Source organism: Isoptericola sp. BMS4 (assembly GCF_011634835.1).
In the GTDB taxonomy this organism is placed as follows: Bacteria; Actinomycetota; Actinomycetes; order Actinomycetales; family Cellulomonadaceae; genus Isoptericola.
Genome location: NZ_SIRP01000001.1, coordinates 3,178,517 through 3,194,742 on the forward strand (window position 1 = coordinate 3,178,517; position 16,226 = coordinate 3,194,742).

Annotated in this window: 14 protein-coding genes; 6 read left to right on the forward strand and 8 right to left on the reverse strand. The window is 73.2% G+C overall.

Translation table 11 applies throughout. The features are described 5' to 3' along the window. Positions 1-87 precede the first annotated feature (87 nt). On the reverse strand, positions 88-2,955 hold the full coding sequence (locus EYB28_RS14415; RefSeq protein ID WP_166849189.1) for an FG-GAP-like repeat-containing protein: 2,868 nt from the start codon (positions 2,953-2,955) through the stop codon (positions 88-90). After that, positions 2,955-5,528 carry a S8 family serine peptidase gene (locus EYB28_RS14420; RefSeq protein ID WP_166849191.1) on the reverse strand — a complete coding sequence of 858 codons (2,574 nt, stop codon included), beginning with the start codon at positions 5,526-5,528 and terminating at the stop codon, positions 2,955-2,957. Before EYB28_RS14420 ends, EYB28_RS14415 begins: the two co-directional genes overlap by 1 nt. Before the next feature lie 154 nt (positions 5,529-5,682). Between EYB28_RS14420 and EYB28_RS14425 the strand changes: the two genes are divergently transcribed. Both EYB28_RS14425 and EYB28_RS14430 read left to right on the forward strand, forming a co-directional pair. Beyond that, complete coding sequence (locus EYB28_RS14425) at positions 5,683-6,102, forward strand: hypothetical protein (RefSeq protein ID WP_166849193.1); 420 nt, start codon at positions 5,683-5,685, stop codon at positions 6,100-6,102. A 7-nt stretch (positions 6,103-6,109) separates the two neighbouring features. Further along, positions 6,110-6,835 (forward strand): DUF4389 domain-containing protein, encoded by a 726-nt coding sequence (locus EYB28_RS14430; RefSeq protein ID WP_166849195.1) that lies wholly within the window; start codon positions 6,110-6,112, stop codon positions 6,833-6,835. On the opposite strand, the gene EYB28_RS14435 is transcribed toward EYB28_RS14430, so the two are convergent. Next, complete coding sequence (locus EYB28_RS14435) at positions 6,747-8,348, reverse strand: FAD-dependent monooxygenase (protein WP_166849197.1); 1,602 nt, start codon at positions 8,346-8,348, stop codon at positions 6,747-6,749. The two genes, EYB28_RS14430 and EYB28_RS14435, sit on opposite strands and share 89 nt — an antisense overlap. Next, positions 8,345-8,914: a YdhR family protein gene (locus tag EYB28_RS14440; RefSeq protein WP_166849199.1), complete on the reverse strand. Its 570-nt coding sequence runs from the start codon at positions 8,912-8,914 to the stop codon at positions 8,345-8,347. Before EYB28_RS14440 ends, EYB28_RS14435 begins: the two co-directional genes overlap by 4 nt. 182 nt (positions 8,915-9,096) lie before the next feature. Between EYB28_RS14440 and EYB28_RS14445 the strand changes: the two genes are divergently transcribed. After that, positions 9,097-9,741 carry a hypothetical protein gene (locus EYB28_RS14445; RefSeq protein WP_166849201.1) on the forward strand — a complete coding sequence of 215 codons (645 nt, stop codon included), beginning with the start codon at positions 9,097-9,099 and terminating at the stop codon, positions 9,739-9,741. A 100-nt stretch (positions 9,742-9,841) separates the two neighbouring features. Further along, positions 9,842-11,143, forward strand: coding sequence for a glycoside hydrolase domain-containing protein (locus EYB28_RS14450; protein WP_166849204.1), 1,302 nt, complete (start codon positions 9,842-9,844; stop codon positions 11,141-11,143). A gap of 109 nt (positions 11,144-11,252) precedes the next feature. Here EYB28_RS14450 and EYB28_RS14455 read toward each other — a convergent pair whose 3' ends face one another. The 4 genes from EYB28_RS14455 to EYB28_RS14470 all read right to left on the reverse strand — a co-directional run bounded on the left by EYB28_RS14455 (position 11,253) and on the right by EYB28_RS14470 (position 12,963). Continuing rightward, complete coding sequence (locus EYB28_RS14455) at positions 11,253-11,540, reverse strand: type II toxin-antitoxin system PemK/MazF family toxin (RefSeq protein WP_304599252.1); 288 nt, start codon at positions 11,538-11,540, stop codon at positions 11,253-11,255. 49 nt (positions 11,541-11,589) lie between these two features. Beyond that, positions 11,590-11,823 carry an antitoxin gene (locus EYB28_RS14460; protein WP_166849207.1) on the reverse strand — a complete coding sequence of 78 codons (234 nt, stop codon included), beginning with the start codon at positions 11,821-11,823 and terminating at the stop codon, positions 11,590-11,592. Between the two features lie 95 nt (positions 11,824-11,918). Then, on the reverse strand, positions 11,919-12,437 hold the full coding sequence (locus EYB28_RS14465) for a pyridoxamine 5'-phosphate oxidase family protein (protein WP_166849209.1): 519 nt from the start codon (positions 12,435-12,437) through the stop codon (positions 11,919-11,921). A gap of 82 nt (positions 12,438-12,519) precedes the next feature. Beyond that, on the reverse strand, positions 12,520-12,963 hold the full coding sequence (locus EYB28_RS14470) for a hypothetical protein (protein ID WP_166849211.1): 444 nt from the start codon (positions 12,961-12,963) through the stop codon (positions 12,520-12,522). A 133-nt stretch (positions 12,964-13,096) separates the two neighbouring features. Here EYB28_RS14470 and EYB28_RS14475 point away from each other — a divergent pair, with 133 nt between their 5' ends. Next, positions 13,097-13,486, forward strand: a complete 390-nt coding sequence (locus EYB28_RS14475; RefSeq protein ID WP_166849213.1) for a hypothetical protein — start codon at positions 13,097-13,099, stop codon at positions 13,484-13,486. Between the two features lie 127 nt (positions 13,487-13,613). Continuing rightward, a complete protein-coding gene (locus EYB28_RS14480; protein ID WP_166849215.1) occupies positions 13,614-16,148 on the forward strand; it encodes a polysaccharide lyase family 8 super-sandwich domain-containing protein in 2,535 nt (844 codons plus the stop codon). Positions 16,149-16,226: the final 78 nt, after the last annotated feature.

Sequence of the window (16,226 nt, forward strand, 5' to 3'; positions counted from 1 at the left end):
TCCTGACGCGCCGAGCATGCGCTGCCTCCGGGACCGAGGTGGTCGACCCCGGAGGCAGCGCATGCTCGGCGACGCGGCGGGCGGTGGTCAGGACAGGGAGTACGTGACCATCCGGTGGATGCCGTTGTCCAGGCCGAAGACCCCGCCGCCGACCAGCTCGGCGGTGCGGTTGACGCCGAAGTCGTCGAAGTTCAGCGAGACCATCTCGTCGACGCCGTCGCCGTCCAGGTCCGCGGCGAGGTAGTTCCGGCCGCCGTACTGCTGGGCGCTGCCCACGCCGCTCTGGAACGACCAGCTGGTGGTCAGCACCGCAGGGTCCCAGGCGCCGACGCCGCCCTCGACACCGCCGAGCAGCAGCGCCCGCCCGCCGGGGCCCGTCCCGACGTCGACCGAACGCAGCGGGGCGGTCACCGAGCTGTAGGTCTCGACGCCGTCCGCGGCGAAGCCGTGGAACGTGCCGAAGCTCAGCTGGTAGAGGACGCCCGCGTTCGTGAAGTAGTTCCCGTGCGACCAGGGGCTGCCGCCAACGGTCCGGTGCAGCAGCTCTCCCGTGCGACCGTCGCGGATCTCGGTCACCACGTGCGGCGTGACCGCCGTGTCGGGAAACCCGGGCACCGTGCTCTGGATGAGCCAGGTGTGCACGACGGCGTGCCCGTCGGCGTACGGGATCTCCGGCGAGGCGAAGACCGCGTGGTCGAGCAGCGCGCCGTGCATCCGGCTGCCGTCCGCGATCTCCGGTGCGTCGGGCGTCGCCGCCCACAGCTCCGCGCCCTGCCCGTCGAGCGCGACCGCCTGCTGGGTGGCGTCGTCCCGGTTCAGCCCGTCCACGCTGCCGTACTGGGTGTGCACCCGGCCGTCGGCCACGACGGTGTCCGAGAAGACGACGTCTCCGGCGCCCTGCGGGGCCGCGTAGGTCCACAGCGCGGTGCCGTCGCCGCGGTAGACCCGCAGCGCATCGGTGGGCACCAGGATCTCGTCGGCGCCGTCGCCGTCCACGTCGGCCACGGTGACCGATCGGACGAACCGTCCTGCGCCGTCGATCGTCGCGACGACCTCACCGGTCGCGGCGTCGAGGACCGTGGTCGCGGTGTCGGCGGCCACGACGACCTCCGTGTCGCCGTCGCCGTCGACGTCGCCGGTCTCGATGCCGTGCACCTGGCCGGCCACCGTGGCCTGCCAGAGCTGCCGCGGCTCACCGCTCGTCAGGGAGGTGCCGGACCAGGCCCAGACACCACGCGACGTGCCGCCGGCGACGACGTCGTCCAGCCCGTCGCCGTCCACGTCCACGGACTGCGCGGACGACACGTCACCACGCAGCGGGGTCAGGCCGGCCTGCTTGCCGTTGCCGAGGTTGTCGGTACGGACGTTCTGCTGCAGGTCGATCGTCCGCACCACCACCCCGTGCCCCGTGTCGACGACCTCGTGGGCCATCGGCGACGCCGACGCCCCGTCGTGCTGCCAGCGCACCTTGCCGCTGCCGGTGAGGACGGTCAGCGAACCGTACTGGAGCCCGCCCACGTTCGCCGCCCGCGTCATGTCCGCGTCGTCCTGGGACGAGACGACGAGCGACCCGTCGACGACGGTGAGCTCCCAGCTGCTGGGGCCGTCGTGGCCGTTGGCGGTGTCCCGCTTGGTGGTGCGCGACCACAGCGCCACGCCCGGCCGGTCGCCGTCGAGCACGCGGACGGTGGACGCGTTCACGAACAGGTTCGGGTCCAGCGTGGACTCGCTGACGGCGTACTCCGGCCCCCCGCCCTTCTTCAGCTCACCGACCGTCATCGCGGTGGGCAGCGCGTTGACGCGGGTGTCGAGCGTGGTGCGCTCGCCGGAGTCCAGGTCGTACGACGCGATCTGGTACCGCACGCCGTCCGTCTGGTCGGCCTGCTCGAGGGCGACCAGGCGGTCGCGGGACGCGTCGAGGTGGAGCTGGCGGCCGTACAGGTCGCTGTCCGTGGTCCAACGCACCGTGCCGTCGGCGACGTCGAGCACCAGCGTGCGGCCGCGGGCGGCGTTCGTGTCGGTCTTGCGCAGGTCCCACACCGCCGCGACGCTGCCGTCGCCGAGATCCTCGATCGCGGCCCAGGTCGCCGGGTCGGTCGTCTCCGTGTCGTAGGTCCACGTCTCCGCCGGCGTCAGCGCCCCGTCGCCGGCCACGAACCGCATCCCCGTGAGGGTGGCGGTCCCGCCTTCGCCGCGGCCGTTGAGGGACGGCGAGTCGGCGAGCAGCAGCGTGCCGTCGACGACGGCGAGCTGGGCGGCGTGGTCGTAGAGCTTGGACCACAGGGTGGCGCCGGTGGCCCCGTCCAGGACGGTGACGTACGTGCCGACCTTCGCCGACCAGCCGGGGGGCGCCGTGCCGACGTTCGTGGAGAAGACGAGGTCCTCCACGCCGTCGCCGGACAGGTCACCGGTGTCGTAGCCCTGGTCCGACTGCGGCGCGAACGGGCTCACCGCGTTGTACCCGAGCACGAGGTGGGGGCGGTACAGCTCCGTCTCCCACGGCCGCCAGCTGCGCACACCCCACTCGTCGTACAGCGAGTCGACGGTGCGCGTCCACGAGGTGGCGCCGTCGGCGGCGTGCCGCTGCACGTTGCCGAGGCTGTGCAGCGTGAAGTAGTCGCCGTCGTCCCCGGCGGCGGCCGTGACGCCCATGCCCTGCACGCCCTCGAGGACGGACTCCTCGGTGAAGGTGACAGGGGTGTCGGGGTCGACCGGCTCCTCGGCGGAGCTCTCGTCCCCGGCGTCGTCCCGCTCGACGGCCTCCTCGGGGGCGTCGTCGCCGTAGACGTCGACGTTCACCCGGTCGGCGAGGTCGTCGGCCTGCGTGCTGGTCAGGGTCATGGCGCCGTCGCCGGCATCGGCGGCGAGCGCCTGGGGCGCGGCCGCCAGCACGAGGCCGGCGGCGGCCATCGTGGCGGCGAGGCGCGCGGGGCGCCGCGTGGTCCGGTGGTTCATCACTGGTCTCCCTGTGCGAAGCGGATCGCCGAGCCGGCGGTCAGCACCGGCTGGTCGAAGGAGTACTGGAGAGCGTCGGTGCCGGCCTGGTTCTCGATGCCGACCGTGGCGCCCGCGCCGCCGGGCACGTCGAGGTACTGCAGCGTGACGGCGCCGTCGGCCTCGTCGAACACCGCCTCGAACGTGGCCCGGTCGCCGGACCCGTCCGCGAGGAGCACGTCGCTCCACACGACGGCGAACCGCCGGTCGCCGGCCGTGCCGACGGTAGCCGTGGTCACCCGCGACCTCTTGTCGAGCGCCAGGTCGTCCCAGTACGCGGCGACGATGCCGTTGGGCTGCGTCTCGGACGGCAGCGCCTGGTTCGTGTAGTCGCCGACCCGGGGCGCGAGGAAGTTCAGCAGCCCGTTCGTGGTCACCGAGACCTCGTCGTAGGTCACGCCGTAGTGCTCCACGCCGAACGGGAGCGCGACGGTCGCCGCGTCCTCGTCGCCGCTGAGCGCGACGGTGCCGGAGCCCTTGCCCTTGCCCTTGCCGTCGACCCAGTCGTACGCCACCGGTGTGCAGCGGTGGCCGGAGCGGTCCGTGCGGGCGGGCAGGTCGAGTGTCGCCGTCTCGTCGCCGTCCACGGTGAGGACCCCGGCGTACTTGCCGTTGCACAGCACCGGGGCGGCCGGCGTCGCCGTCAGCGTCCAGTCGCCCTCGGCGACCTGGGGCAGGGTGTAGGCACCGTCGGCGTCCGTGGTGACGGCGGGCACCGGGGTGCCGGCGACCGCGACGGTGACGCCGGCGAGCGGCTCGCCCGTGACGTCGAGCGCCGTCCCGGAGACCGCGTGGGCGGGGACGGCGGCCAGGGCCACGTCCCGGACCAGGTTCGCGCCGTCGGCGAGCTCGACCCCGGCGAACGTCCGGGGCGCGTACCCGTAGCCGCTGAGCGTGATGTCGTAGGTGCCGGGCAGCAGGTGGATCCGGTAGCTGCCGTCCGACCCGGTCGACACCGAGCGGGTGTCCTGGCCGTCGGTCACGTCGACGTCGACGTCCGCGAGAGGGGCGCCGGTGGTGGCGTCGGTGACGGTCCCCGTCACGGCGGCGGCCGTGTGTGGCGCGCCGTCGATCGCGGCGAGGGCGTCCAGCTTGCCCTCGCCCCAGACGTTGTTCGCGTCGGCGGTGCCGCCGCAGTGCGTGTCGTCGACGTCGACCGCGCCGGCGCCGAGCGCCGCGCGGGTGCCCTCGACGTCGCCGACGAGCGCGGGAGCGGCCGCCCACAGCAGCGCCGCCGCGCCTGCGACGTGGGGCGCCGCCATCGACGTCCCCGAGATCGTGTTGTACGACGACCCCGGCCACGTCGACCGGACGTCGACGCCCGGGGCCGCGATCGAGGGCACCGCCGACCCGTCGACGAGCGACGGGCCGAACCCGGAGAAGTCCGCGATCTGCCCGTGCACGTCGTACGCGCCCACCGCGTAGGTGGGGGCCTGCGCCCCGGGCGCCTCCGCCGTCGAGCACCTGACGCCGTCACCGGAGTTGCCGGCCGAGAACGTCACGAACATCCCGGCCGCGGTCCACGCCTCGACGGTGTCCTGGTAGAAGGTGGTGTTGCCGCCGCCCCAGGAGTTGTTCACGATGTCGGGCGCCAGCTCGGGTCGCGGGTTCCGCCCGTCGGAGTCCGTCGGCGCGAGAACCCACTGGCCGGCCGCGAGCAGCGACGAGTCGGAGCAGGAGCGGGACTCGCACCCCTTCGCCGCGACCCACGTCGCGCCCGGTGCCATGCCGATGCCGTCGGCGCCGACCATCGTCCCCATCGTGTGGGTGCCGTGGCCGTTGTTGTCGCACGGCACGGTCGCGTCGGCGCACTCGCCCGTCGGGTTGAACCAGCTGTAGTCGTGGGTGAACGTCCCGTCGCCGTGGTTGCCGCGGTACGACCCCACGAGCGCCGGGTGGTCGAACTGCACGCCCGAGTCGATGTTGGCGACGACGATGCCCTCGCCGCGGTCGTCGTAGTCCGACCACACCTGGTCGGCCCTCACGTCGGTGATCCCCCACTCCGGCGTCGACGTCGTGCCGGCCTCGTCCGCGGTGGTGGCAGCGGCACTCTCGTCGGCGGTGGAGATCGCGTAGTGGCGCTCCGGCACGAGCTCGGCCACGTCCTTGCGCTGCGCGAGCGTGTCGACGAGCTCCTCGTCGCCCGTGACGAGCACCGCGTTCGCGATCCAGAAGTCCTCGTGGCCGATCTTGTGCTCGTCGAGGTACGCGGTGACGGACCGCTGGCTCCGGTTCGCCGCGGAGCGCAGCGCACCGTACGTCGCCGTCGCCCTCGCGTTCTTGCTGCGCGCGCCGCGGGCCTTCGCCAGGTCGGCCCTGCCCTTCAGGACGACGAAGAACGTCGCCTCGCCGCCGTCCTCCACCGCCTGCTCCAGCGCGGGGTCGATCTTCTCTGCGGTCTTGCCGGCGGCGCTCGGCGGGGCGGCCGTGGCCGTGCCGGCGAGCGCCGGGCCGGTCAGCAGCGCGGCGGCGGCGACGGCCGCGAGGGCCTGCGCCGCGCGCCGCCGGCGGCGGTGCGAACGGGGATGGTGCATCGGGTGCTCCTCAGGGTTGTCGGGGGCACCCGGGACGCTAGGCAGGGGCCGTTACCGAGGCATTACCGCCCGCTCCGCACGCGGATTCACCCGTTCGCCGCCGGGGTGCCGACCTACGCTGGAGGCGTCGAGAGTCGGCGGCGAAGGAGTCGGCATGACCGATCAGGCCACGGGTCGCGCCACCCGCCGCGGCGGCTACGTCGCCGCCGTGCTGCTCGACGTCGCCGCCCTCGTCGTGATCCACGGGTGGCCCGGGTGGCAGGCCGCTCCGTTCCTCACCCCGGACACGCGGGACGTGCTGCCCGCCGTCGACGCGGCGATCGTCGTGGGCCTCGTGGCCAACCTCGTGTACCTGCTGGCCGACCCGCCGCGGCTGCGGGCCCTCGGCGACGTCGTCACCACCGCGGTGGGACTCGTGGCGGTCGTCGCTGTGTGGCGCACGTTCCCCTTCACGTTCCCGGGCCAGACGTTCGACTGGGCGCTCCTGGTCCGCGTGCTCCTCGTCGTCGCCGTGGTCGGCAGCGTGATCGGCATCGTCGTGGCGCTCGTACGCCTCGTGACCGGAAGGAGATGAGGACGCCATGACAACCCTGGCCCAGCCTCCCGCCCCCTACCCGCTGCGCCTGGACGCCGACCCGCCCACGGGCCTCTCCCGGTGGCTCTGGCTGGTCAAGTGGGTGCTGGTCGTCCCGCACGTGATCATCCTGATCGCGCTGTGGGTCGCGTTCGTCGTGCTCACCGTCGTCGCGTTCTTCGCGATCCTGTTCACGGGCCGCTACCCGCGGGGCATCTTCGACTTCAACGTCGGCGTGCTGCGCTGGGGCTGGCGCGTCTCCTACTACTCCTACGGGGCGCTGGGCACCGACCGCTACCCACCGTTCACCCTCGACGACGTGGCGGACTACCCGACGCACCTCGACGTGCGCCCGCCGGAGCATCTGTCGCGCGGCCTCGTGCTGGTCAAGTGGTGGCTCCTGGCCATCCCGCACTACCTGGTCCTCGCGCTGGTCCTCGGCACCGGTTCCGGGACGCCGCCCGCGGAGTCGACGGCCGCCGGCGAGACGGCCGGGTCGTGGCCGCCGGTCCTCGGGCTCGTCGGGGTGCTCGTGCTCGTCGCCGCGGTCGTGCTGCTCTTCCGCGGCACCTACCCGGGTGGGGTGTTCGACCTCGTCGTCGGCCTGCAGCGCTGGGCGCTGCGGGTGGTCGCCTACGCCGCCCTCATGACGGACGACTACCCGCCGTTCCGGCTGGACCTCGGCGGCGCGGACCCGGGGTCCGTGCCGCGGCCGGCACCCCGGCACGCGTAGCACCCGCCCGGGCCAGCCACGCGGCGACGTCGTCGGGGTCGACCTCCCGGGCCGACAGGCCCACGTGGCCGTCGGGCCGCACCACGACGACGCCGCGACCAGGGCTGCTGGTGAGGCGGTGCGTGCGCACGAGGGGCCCGAGACCCGCCCCGGCGCCGGGGGGCGCGTCGCGATCGAGCAGCACGTGGAAGCCCGGCACGCTGGTCAGGTCGTGCAGGCGCCGGGTGCGGCCGCGGCAGGTGACGTCCCGGTCGGGGAGCCGGTCGCCGGGGCGCGGCCGCCGCCCGGCGGCGCCGGCGGACAACGGGCTGCGCCGGTACGTGGCCCAGTCCTGGGACAGCAGGCGCACGACGGTGGCCATGAGGTGCGGCTCGCCCGCGAGCGCCGGGACCGCCGGTGCGGCCACCGGCAGCACGCGGGCGCGCAGCAGCGCGGGCAGCGGCCCCGTGGACGCCTCGGCCGCGAAGACGACGTGGGTCAGGGCGAGCACGCGCCGCGCGACGGGGCGGCGCTCGGCCTCGTAGGAGGCCAGCAGCGTCTCTCCCCCGCCGCCGCGCGCCGCGACGGCGAGCTTCCACCCGAGGTTCGCGGCGTCGAGGATGCCGGTGTTCATGCCCTGGGCGGCGGCGGGCGAGTGCGCGTGCGCGGCGTCCCCCGCCAGGAACAGGCGGCCCCGGCGGAACGCGGTCGCGAGCCGGTGCTGCAGCGGCACCCGTGCCGACCAGCGCAGCGCCGCGAGCCGCGTACGCAGCCCCGAGCGGTCGAGGAGCGCGGCCACCTGCGCCGCGGGGACGGCGTCGCCGGGCTGCCCGGACGGCCCGCCGCCGGTCGCCGGCCGGGTCGCGAGCACCCGCCAGGTGGCGCCCTCCCCCAGGGCGAACACGAACAGCAGACCGGCCCTGCCGACGACGACGTGCAGCATCCCGGGTGCGAGGTCACCGTCGAGCTCGGCGTCGGCGAGCACCACCTCCGTGCGGTAGGTGCCGCCGCGCCAGCCGATCCGGGCGGCCCGGCGCACCGTGCTGTCCGGCCCGTCGCAGCCGGCGACGAACGCGCACGCCACCTCCTCGGTCGACCCGCCGGTACGCAGCGTGGCGTGGGCACGGTGCGGGCCGGTGCGAGCCGTCAGCAGCTCGACGCCGCGCTCGACGGGCACGCCCCGCTCGTGCAGCGCCTCGGCCAGGACGGCCTCCACGTCCGCCTGCCGCACCAGCGTGAGGTGCGGGTACGGCGTGCTGGGCCACGCGACGTCCGCCAGGCGGACGTCCAGCACCCGCCCTCCGACGTGGACCCGTGCCCGCGGGGAGTGGTCGGCCCGCTCCAGGATCGCGTCCGCCGCGCCGAGCCGGCGCAGCGCCTCGAGGGTACGCGGGTGCAGGATCATCGCCCGTGACGGGCGGAACGCCGTCGGCCGCCGTTCCACCACGCGGACGGCGGCGCCGAGGTCGTGCGCCTGCAGCGCCGTCGTGAGCCCGGTGGGTCCCGCGCCCACGACGAGCACGTCGGGGCTCATGCCACCACCCACCACGCGCCGGCGCCGGGCGGCCGGCCTCCGGCGAGCGCACCGGGCACCGCGAGCGCCGCGTCACGCGTCAGCCCCGGCACCACCCGGTAGTCGATCGAACCGCGCACGCTGACGAGCGCCAGCACGCGCCACAACGACCGGGCGTACGCCTCGGCCCGAGCGGCGCCGTCCCACTCGTACAGGCCCCGGTACGTGCCGCGCTGGTCGTCGGCCAGCCACAGCTTGGACACGAATCCCGGGAAGCCGACGAACAGCGGGGTGTTGAGCATGCTCTCCGCACGGAAGAGCGCGTGCCCGGCCGGGCCTCGCACCCCGCGCAGCCGGAACGCGACCACGAGGACGCAGGGCTCGGCGACGTCGCCGTCCGCGGTCGTCTCGCGGTACACCCGCGCCGTCGTGCCGTCCGCGAAGCGCACCACCCTGCCCACGTGCGACCGCGACAGGTGCACCCTGCCGCGCGCGAGCAGGATCGCGCTGACGGCCACGCAGCGGGCGACGGCCCGCCATGCGGGGACCGCGGGTGCCGGGCCCGGCCGGGGTACGAGGTCGGTCATGGTGCCTCCCCTCTCCATGCTCCGCCGGCGGCGCGCCCCCACCAGTGCCCCTCGACCCGCCGAGCCGCGACCAAGAGCCGGCTCCGGCGGGCCGGACGACCCGCCGGGTGATTTCCGGCCCCGCGACGGGCAGAGCCGCAGGCCGGCCATACGCTGCAAGGAGGGAGCAGACGGGAGCGGGCATGAGTCACGACACGTCGACACCCGCCGACGACGAGAAGCCCCACGCCTCGGAACGGGTCCGCGAGATCCTCGCCGTCGTCGTGCTCTCCACCGTCGCCATCCTCACCGCCTGGTGCGGCTTCGAGTCGTCCAAGTGGAGCGGGCAGATGTCGATCGACTTCAGCCAGGCCTCCAGCGCCCGCATCAAGGCCGCCGACCTCGCCAGCGAGGCACGCGACGCCCAGGCGATCGACCTGACGATCTACACGCAGTGGCTCCGGGCCCGCGCCACCGGGGACGACCGCGAGGCACGGTACGTGCGAGACCGCTTCACGCCGGAGTTCGCCACCGCGTTCGCGGACTGGCAGGCGAACGGGGAGAAGCTCAACTCCCCCTTCGCCGAACCCTCGTACGTGCCCGAGGGACGGGAGGAGTCGAAGGCCACCTCCCGCCAGGCCGACCAGAAGTACGCCGAGGCGCTGCGGTCCAACCAGCGCGGCGACGACTACTCGCTCCTCACCGTCCTGTTCGCGCTCGTCCTGTTCTTCGTCGCCGTCTCCGAGCGCAACCGCACCCGCTGGTCCGCCTGGTTCCTCCTCGGCGCCGGCATCGTCGCCGCCGTCGTCGGCGTCGTCATCCTCGCCACGTTCCCGGTGCTGATCTGAGCGCGCCCAGGAGCGACACGCCGGGTCCGTCAACCCCGCCGGGACGACTCGACGCGGTGGGAGACTCCCGTGGAGAGGCCGTCTTCGCCGGAGGTGCACCATGGTCAAACGGCATCGGCTCCTGCGGGGCCTCACCACGATCGGGGGTGCCCTGGCGATCCTGTTCGGCGGGTTCGTCGTCCCTGCCGCCGCCGAGCCGGACACCCCGGTGGTGTACCCGTCGGGCTCGTCCGGGACGCGCGCGTCCCGCCTCGCCTTCGACACCTGTACCGCGCCGTCGCTCTCGGCGCTGGCGGCGTGGAAGGGCACGTCGCCCTACAAGGCGGTGAACATCTACTTCGGCGGCAACAACCGCGGCTGCGCCCAGCCGAACCTCACCAAGGCGTGGGTCAGCAAGGCCACCAGGGCCGGGTGGCGGCTGCTGCCCACCTACGTCGGGTACCAGCCGTCCTGCATGTACGGCTCCAAGCCGCACCACTTCACCGCCTCCAACGCCACGGCCCGTGGCACCTCCGACGCCAAGGACGCCGCCTCACGGGCCAAGGCGCTGGGCCTGCGGCCGGGGAGCGCCCTGTACGCGGACGTCGAGCACTACCGCCGCACCAGCTCGTCGTGCCGCACGGCGGTGCGGCGGTACGTGTCCGCCTGGACGAAGACCCTGCACGCCAAGGGCTATCTCGCCGGCGTCTACGTGCACCAGAACTCGGGGCTGCGCGACCTCTCCGACTCGTACAACTGGTCCTCGTACGCCCGCCCGGACGCCGTCTGGATGGCACGCTGGGACGGCTCGAAGGCGCTCACCGGGTGGCCGACCGCCCCGAACTCCCACTGGGCCGTGTGGCAGCGCGCCAAGCAGTACCGGGGCGATCACGACGAGACCTGGGGCGGGGTGACGATCAACATCGACTCCGACAAGGTCAGGGCGCCCGTCGCGACCGTCTCCCGGACCTACACGGTGACGAGCCCCGTGGGGCTCCACGCACGCAGCGGGCCGTCCACCTCCTACCCCGTGCGCCGTACCCACGAGCCGGGCAAGGCCATCGCCGTGCTGTGCCAGGCCAAGGGGCAGAAGATCGGCACGACCAAGGTGTGGAACCGGCTCGGCGGCGGGCTGTGGGTCAGCGACTACTACGTGTCGACGCCGTCGCGCACCGGCTTCACGTCGGGTATCCCGCGCTGCCACTATTCGGGGCAGGTCACGGCGAGCTCGCTCAACGCCCGCACCGGCCCCGGCACGTCGTACGCCAAGAAGGGCAGCCCGCTGCCGCGAGGCGCCCTCGCCACCGTGGAGTGCCAGAAGACCGGCAGCAAGGTCGGCACCACCCGGGTGTGGAACAGGCTCCGCGACGGGCGATGGGTGAGCGACTACTACGTGGCCAACCGGTCCAACACGACCTGGTGAGCGACTACTACGTGGCCAACCGGTCCAACACGACCTGGAGCAAGCCGGTCCCCCGCTGCCTCTGAGCGTCGTGCGGGCGGGAGCGGAGAGGCACGGCCTCGTCGACGACTCAGGCCAGCGCGAGATGCAACGCCAACGCGTCGTCGAGCGCCGCGAGCTGTTCCGGCGTCAGGCGACCGGCCCGTCCCACGAGCCGCGAGACGTCGAGCGCTCGGACCTGCTCGGCCTGGGCCTTGGAATCACGCGACAGGCCGGACGACTCGGCGTCCACCAGCACCTGGAACGACAGGACTCGACGAGTGTTGCTCGTGAGCGGGACGACCGTCAGGACACCGCGGCCGAGCCGCCGCGCGGCGGCGTTGTGCGAGTCGTTCGAGACGATGGCGACCGGCCTCACCTTGTTCGACGCTGCGCCTCGTACCGGGTCCAGGTCAGCGAACCAGACCTCACCGCGGCGCATCGGCGTCCAGACCGTCGCCCACGGTGGCGTCCCAGGCCTGCGCGTCGTCGGAGCTCGCCCACTCGTCGATCGCTTCCTCGTACTCCGCTTCCAGCTCGCAAGCCTGCAGTGCCTTGATCGCCGCGTGGACCGTGGCAGAGCGGGACGGCAGGCCCTTCCGCTGTGCATAGGCATCGAGATACCGAAGGTCCCGATCCTTGAGGCTCACACTGACCTTCATACCCGTGATGCTACCGCTGGGGAGCATAGTTCCGCCATCCTCCGGCCCAGTGTCTCTGCGCGTCGCGGCCGACTTGTGGCGTCGCGGCGGCCCGCTCAGCCCTGTCCGCCGTCATGGCCGGCGGCCGACTGCCCGCTGCGCTCGGCGAGCTCGGCCAGGAACTTCGGGAACCGGCCCGCGCCGAAGTCGAAGTACCGCGCCCACGTGGGCGTGACGGCGATGCGCGCCATCTGCGGGTACATCGCCCTGCAGCTCTGCTCGAACTGCGCGTAGGCGGCGGCGTCCATGCTCTTGCGGGCGGCGGCGAGGTACTCCTCGGCCACGCCGTCGACGACCCGCACGTCCGCGCGCCCGCGCACGGACAGCGACCGGGTCTCCTGGGGCGTGCCGCCCGCGTCGATCGCGAGAGCGACGTCGGGGCGCGCCACCAGCGCAGTCGCCTTCGGCGCGGTCGGCGCCGTCGCGATGACGAACACCTCGCCGGTCCAGAAGTAGCCCACCGGCACGACGCGCGGCGTGCCGTCCTTCGCGGTGTACGCGAGGTGGCCCGACGACGTCGCGTCGAGCAGCTCCGTCGCGTCCGCCAGCTCGGTGTCGATGTCGCGCTGTTCCATCACGGTGTCCTTCCGTCGACGGCGGCGCCGGTCGCCGCCTCGTCCCTGGGACGGAGCCGGCCGCCCGTTCTCGACATCGGCCTCAGACCGTCCACCCGACACGGCCCTCCATCGGGCCGCCACACTCCTCGCTACCGCCCACACGCTCCCACCCGACGTGCTTCTCCGTGCGCGCGACGACAGACTCGATGTCGTCCAGCGCACGCAGCGCGACCGGGTCCGGAGGGGAGAAGAGCGTGAACGACCAGGTGTCGCCGTCCCGAGACGGCGCGGTCGCACCCTCCGCACCGTCCATGGGCGGCTGCCACGTGTCACCGACCCGCACCTGCAGGTGCTCGACCCGCGACGTGTCCCCGGTGAGTGTCACCTGCAGGACGCTGGAGTAGCCGATCGCCGGGCAGTCCGCTCCCCTCGACGAGAAGCGAGGGGCGGCGATCAGTGTCGTCACGATGAGGACGGCGAGGCCGGCCACACCCAGACCGGTCCAGACCTGAAGCCGCGAAGCGTCGTCGGTCGTGCTCCCCATCGCTCGATCCTCCCGGTCGTCCCACCTCGGGCCCATCATGCCGGAGGTCCCAGGCAGGGCCTCCCTGACCGACGAGTACGTGCGCCGACTGACGGGCTTCCGGCACGGAGCGCCTGCGGACAGGTCGGAGGCGGTGAGCCAGTTCGTCGCCTCTTTCGCCGACGTCATGGGCGACGCGTGCGACGAGGCCGAGCACGTGATGGCCGAGTCTGCCGAGGTGCAGCGCGACTGGGCCGAGAGGGTTTCCCGTTTCCGCTCCGACTCGAAGGTGCACGACGCACTCCGCGTGCTCGCGGAACAGCCGGTCGTCACTGCCCGCTACCTCCAGCAGGCGCTGGCCGTCTCCGGCGTGACAGCGCGCAAGGTCGTCAACAACCTCGTCGATGTCCAGGTGCTGGAGCCGTCCGGCGGCAGGTTCCGGCGCTCAGAGGTCTACCAAGCCCCGGCACTGCTGCGGATGATGGACCGACTGATCCCCGGCATCCAGCCGACCGCCCTGCCGAAGCCGCGTCCCGCGAAGTAGACCGGAGCCAGGGGTGCTCACCGTCGACGCCCCATCCCACAGCGAAGCCAGCGGGTCGCGGAAACCATTGCCACCGACGACGTGGTGTTGGTTGGATGTTGCCATCCGCCGAACAAGGGAGTTCGCCATGCCGACGCTGTCCCGCCGCCAGGTCCTCGCGATGGTGCCCGCGGGGGCCGCGTTCCTCGCGATCGCGCCGTCGATACGCGCCCACGCAGAGACGCCGTCGGACCACGCCCGCCTGCTGGCGAACGCGCGGGGCATCTTCGCCGGCACGGCGGAGTCGAACGCGCGACCGGAGGCGGCGGCCAAGCTCAAGGCCATCCACGACACGGCGCGCTCCCACCTCGACCGCATGGACTCCGCGGGCACGGGAGAGCTGTTCGCGGGCGTCCCGCTCGGCACGAGCGACCCGAACCTCAACACGTCGTTCGTCCGGTTGTACGAGATCGCCTTGGCGACGTGCACCACGGGCTACGCGTCCGACCTGGTGGGCAACACCGACGTCCAGCGCCGCGTGCTGGACGGGCTCGAGTGGCTCCACGCCCACTACTACGGCGACCAGGACACCGGCTACTACGGCAACTGGTACTACTGGGAGATCGGCATCTCCGCGAGCGTCAGCAAGGCGCTCGCCCTGCTGGCCGACCTGGCCGCAGCGGAACGGCCGGACCTCGTCCCCACGTACGTCGCGTCGATGGACGCGTACCTGCGCCACGGCAAGGACGGCGACGTCGACCTCGACTCCCGCTTCCACACCGGCGCGAACCTCGCCGACATCACGACCAACCGCATCCTGCAGGGCGCCCTCACCGGCGACGACGCCCGCGTGTCGAAGGCGATCGCCGACCAGTCCACGGTGTTCGCGACGATCGACCCGTACGACCTCCAGCACGGCAACACCGACGGCTACTACGCCGACGGGTCGTTCATCCAGCACCACTCGGTGGCCTACACGGGCTCGTACGGCCGCACGCTCCTCACGCGCGTCGTGCAGACCATCAAGCTGCTCGACGACACGACCGCCGCCCCCGGGACCGAGCTGGCCGACGTCGTCCACGGCTGGGTCCGTGACGGGTTCGCGCCCGTCATCGTGGACGGCTGGATGATGGAGATCGTCAAGGGCCGCGCCGTCTCCCGCACCGGCAGCGGGTACGCCGACGTCCGCACGGTGCTCGAGGCCGTGGTCGACCTGAGCGCCTACACGAGCGGCGACAACGCGGTCGAACTGGGCGGTTACGTCCGCCACCTCGCGTCGGCATCGACGCCGGATCCTCGACGCTTCGTCTCCCCCGTGAGCATCGTCCGCTACGCCGACCTGCTCGCGGACGCGGACGGGCCGACGGCGGACCTCAACCCTCCCGAGCGCTCGGTCGCCCTCAACGCGATGGACCGCACCGTGCACCGCCGCCCCGGGTACACGTTCGCGCTGGCACGCAGCTCGGACCGCATCAGCCGGTACGAGTACATGAACGGCGAGAACCTCATGCCCTGGTTCCAGGGCGACGGCGCGTTCTACCTCTACCTCGCCGGCCAGGACCACACGCAGGCGTTCGGCGTCGACTTCTTCACCACCGTCTCGCCGTACCGCCTGCCCGGCACCACCGTGCCCGTCGAGGAGCGGCAGACCGTCCCCGACCTGTACGGGCGGTACTGGTACGAGAACCCCGACCACCCGCTCGGGTTCACCTCGTCGTCGACGTCGCAGAACACGTACGTCTACTTCCCGCGCGGCACCAACACGTTCTCGGGCGGCGCCGCCCTCGGCACGTACGGCGTCGCGGGCATGGTCCTGTCCGACGACGTCCCCTACGTCGACGCGCAGGCCGGCATCCTGCCCGACGACTTCGTCGTCTATGCCAACGCCCGCGCGGTGAAGTCGTGGTTCCTGCTCGACGACGAGGTCGTCGTGCTGGCCGCCGGCATCGGTGACGAGCACGGTCGCGACGTCGTCACGACGCTCGACTCCCGCATCGCCGCGCCCGGCGACGGCGTCGTCGTGGCCGGCGCCCGGCACGACGGGAGCGCCTGGTCGCCCGACGACGGCGCGGCGCCGCTCGCGTGGCTGCGGTGGGACAACCCGGGCCAGGGCGTCGCGGTCGGGTACGCCGTCCTCGACGCCGAACCCGTGACCGTGACGCTCGAGGACGTGACGCGCAGCCGCCGCGCGATCCGGAAGTCGAACCCCGACACGGCGGTCACCAAGCGCGTGTTCACGGCCGCCGTCGAGCACGCGAGCGAGCCCGCGGCCCTCGCCTACGCCATCGTGCCCGGCGCGACGCCGGAACGGCTCGCCGCCTACGGGGACGGAGGCCCGCTCACCGTGCTCGCCAACGACGAGCGCGTGCAGGCCGTGCACCACTCCAGCCTCGGGCTCACGGCCGCCACCGTGTTCGCGGGCCGTGCGCACGCGCGGAACCTGGACATCGACGGCCCGGCGTCCGTCATCGTGCGCGAGGACGACGACGGCACGTCCGTCGCACTGTCCGACCCGACCATGCTGCGCGATGCCATCGCGGTGACGATCCGCGGCCGGCACCTCGACGTCGTGTCCGCCGACGACGGCGTCCAGGTGCGCCGGGTGCCCGGCGGCACCGAGGTGCGCGCCGACACGCGCGAGGCCTACGGCGCGAGCCTCACCGCGACGCTGCGCCGGCGGTGACCGCATCCCGGCTCCGCCGGACTCGGGCATCCCGATCACCGGTCGACAATGTCCGTCACCGGCCTGAAGGAAGTGGAT

Coding starts and splice junctions, on each gene's coding strand:
- EYB28_RS14445 (WP_166849201.1), top strand. CDS start 9,097: ATGAGTCACGACACGTCGACACCCGCCGACGACGAGAAGCCCCACGCC.
- EYB28_RS14440 (WP_166849199.1), bottom strand. CDS start 8,914: ATGACCGACCTCGTACCCCGGCCGGGCCCGGCACCCGCGGTCCCCGCA.
- EYB28_RS14470 (WP_166849211.1), bottom strand. CDS start 12,963: ATGGGGAGCACGACCGACGACGCTTCGCGGCTTCAGGTCTGGACCGGT.
- EYB28_RS14460 (WP_166849207.1), bottom strand. CDS start 11,823: ATGAAGGTCAGTGTGAGCCTCAAGGATCGGGACCTTCGGTATCTCGAT.
- EYB28_RS14435 (WP_166849197.1), bottom strand. CDS start 8,348: ATGAGCCCCGACGTGCTCGTCGTGGGCGCGGGACCCACCGGGCTCACG.
- EYB28_RS14415 (WP_166849189.1), bottom strand. CDS start 2,955: ATGAACCACCGGACCACGCGGCGCCCCGCGCGCCTCGCCGCCACGATG.
- EYB28_RS14430 (WP_166849195.1), top strand. CDS start 6,110: ATGACAACCCTGGCCCAGCCTCCCGCCCCCTACCCGCTGCGCCTGGAC.
- EYB28_RS14480 (WP_166849215.1), top strand. CDS start 13,614: ATGCCGACGCTGTCCCGCCGCCAGGTCCTCGCGATGGTGCCCGCGGGG.
- EYB28_RS14465 (WP_166849209.1), bottom strand. CDS start 12,437: ATGGAACAGCGCGACATCGACACCGAGCTGGCGGACGCGACGGAGCTG.
- EYB28_RS14425 (WP_166849193.1), top strand. CDS start 5,683: ATGACCGATCAGGCCACGGGTCGCGCCACCCGCCGCGGCGGCTACGTC.
- EYB28_RS14420 (WP_166849191.1), bottom strand. CDS start 5,528: ATGCACCATCCCCGTTCGCACCGCCGCCGGCGGCGCGCGGCGCAGGCC.
- EYB28_RS14450 (WP_166849204.1), top strand. CDS start 9,842: ATGGTCAAACGGCATCGGCTCCTGCGGGGCCTCACCACGATCGGGGGT.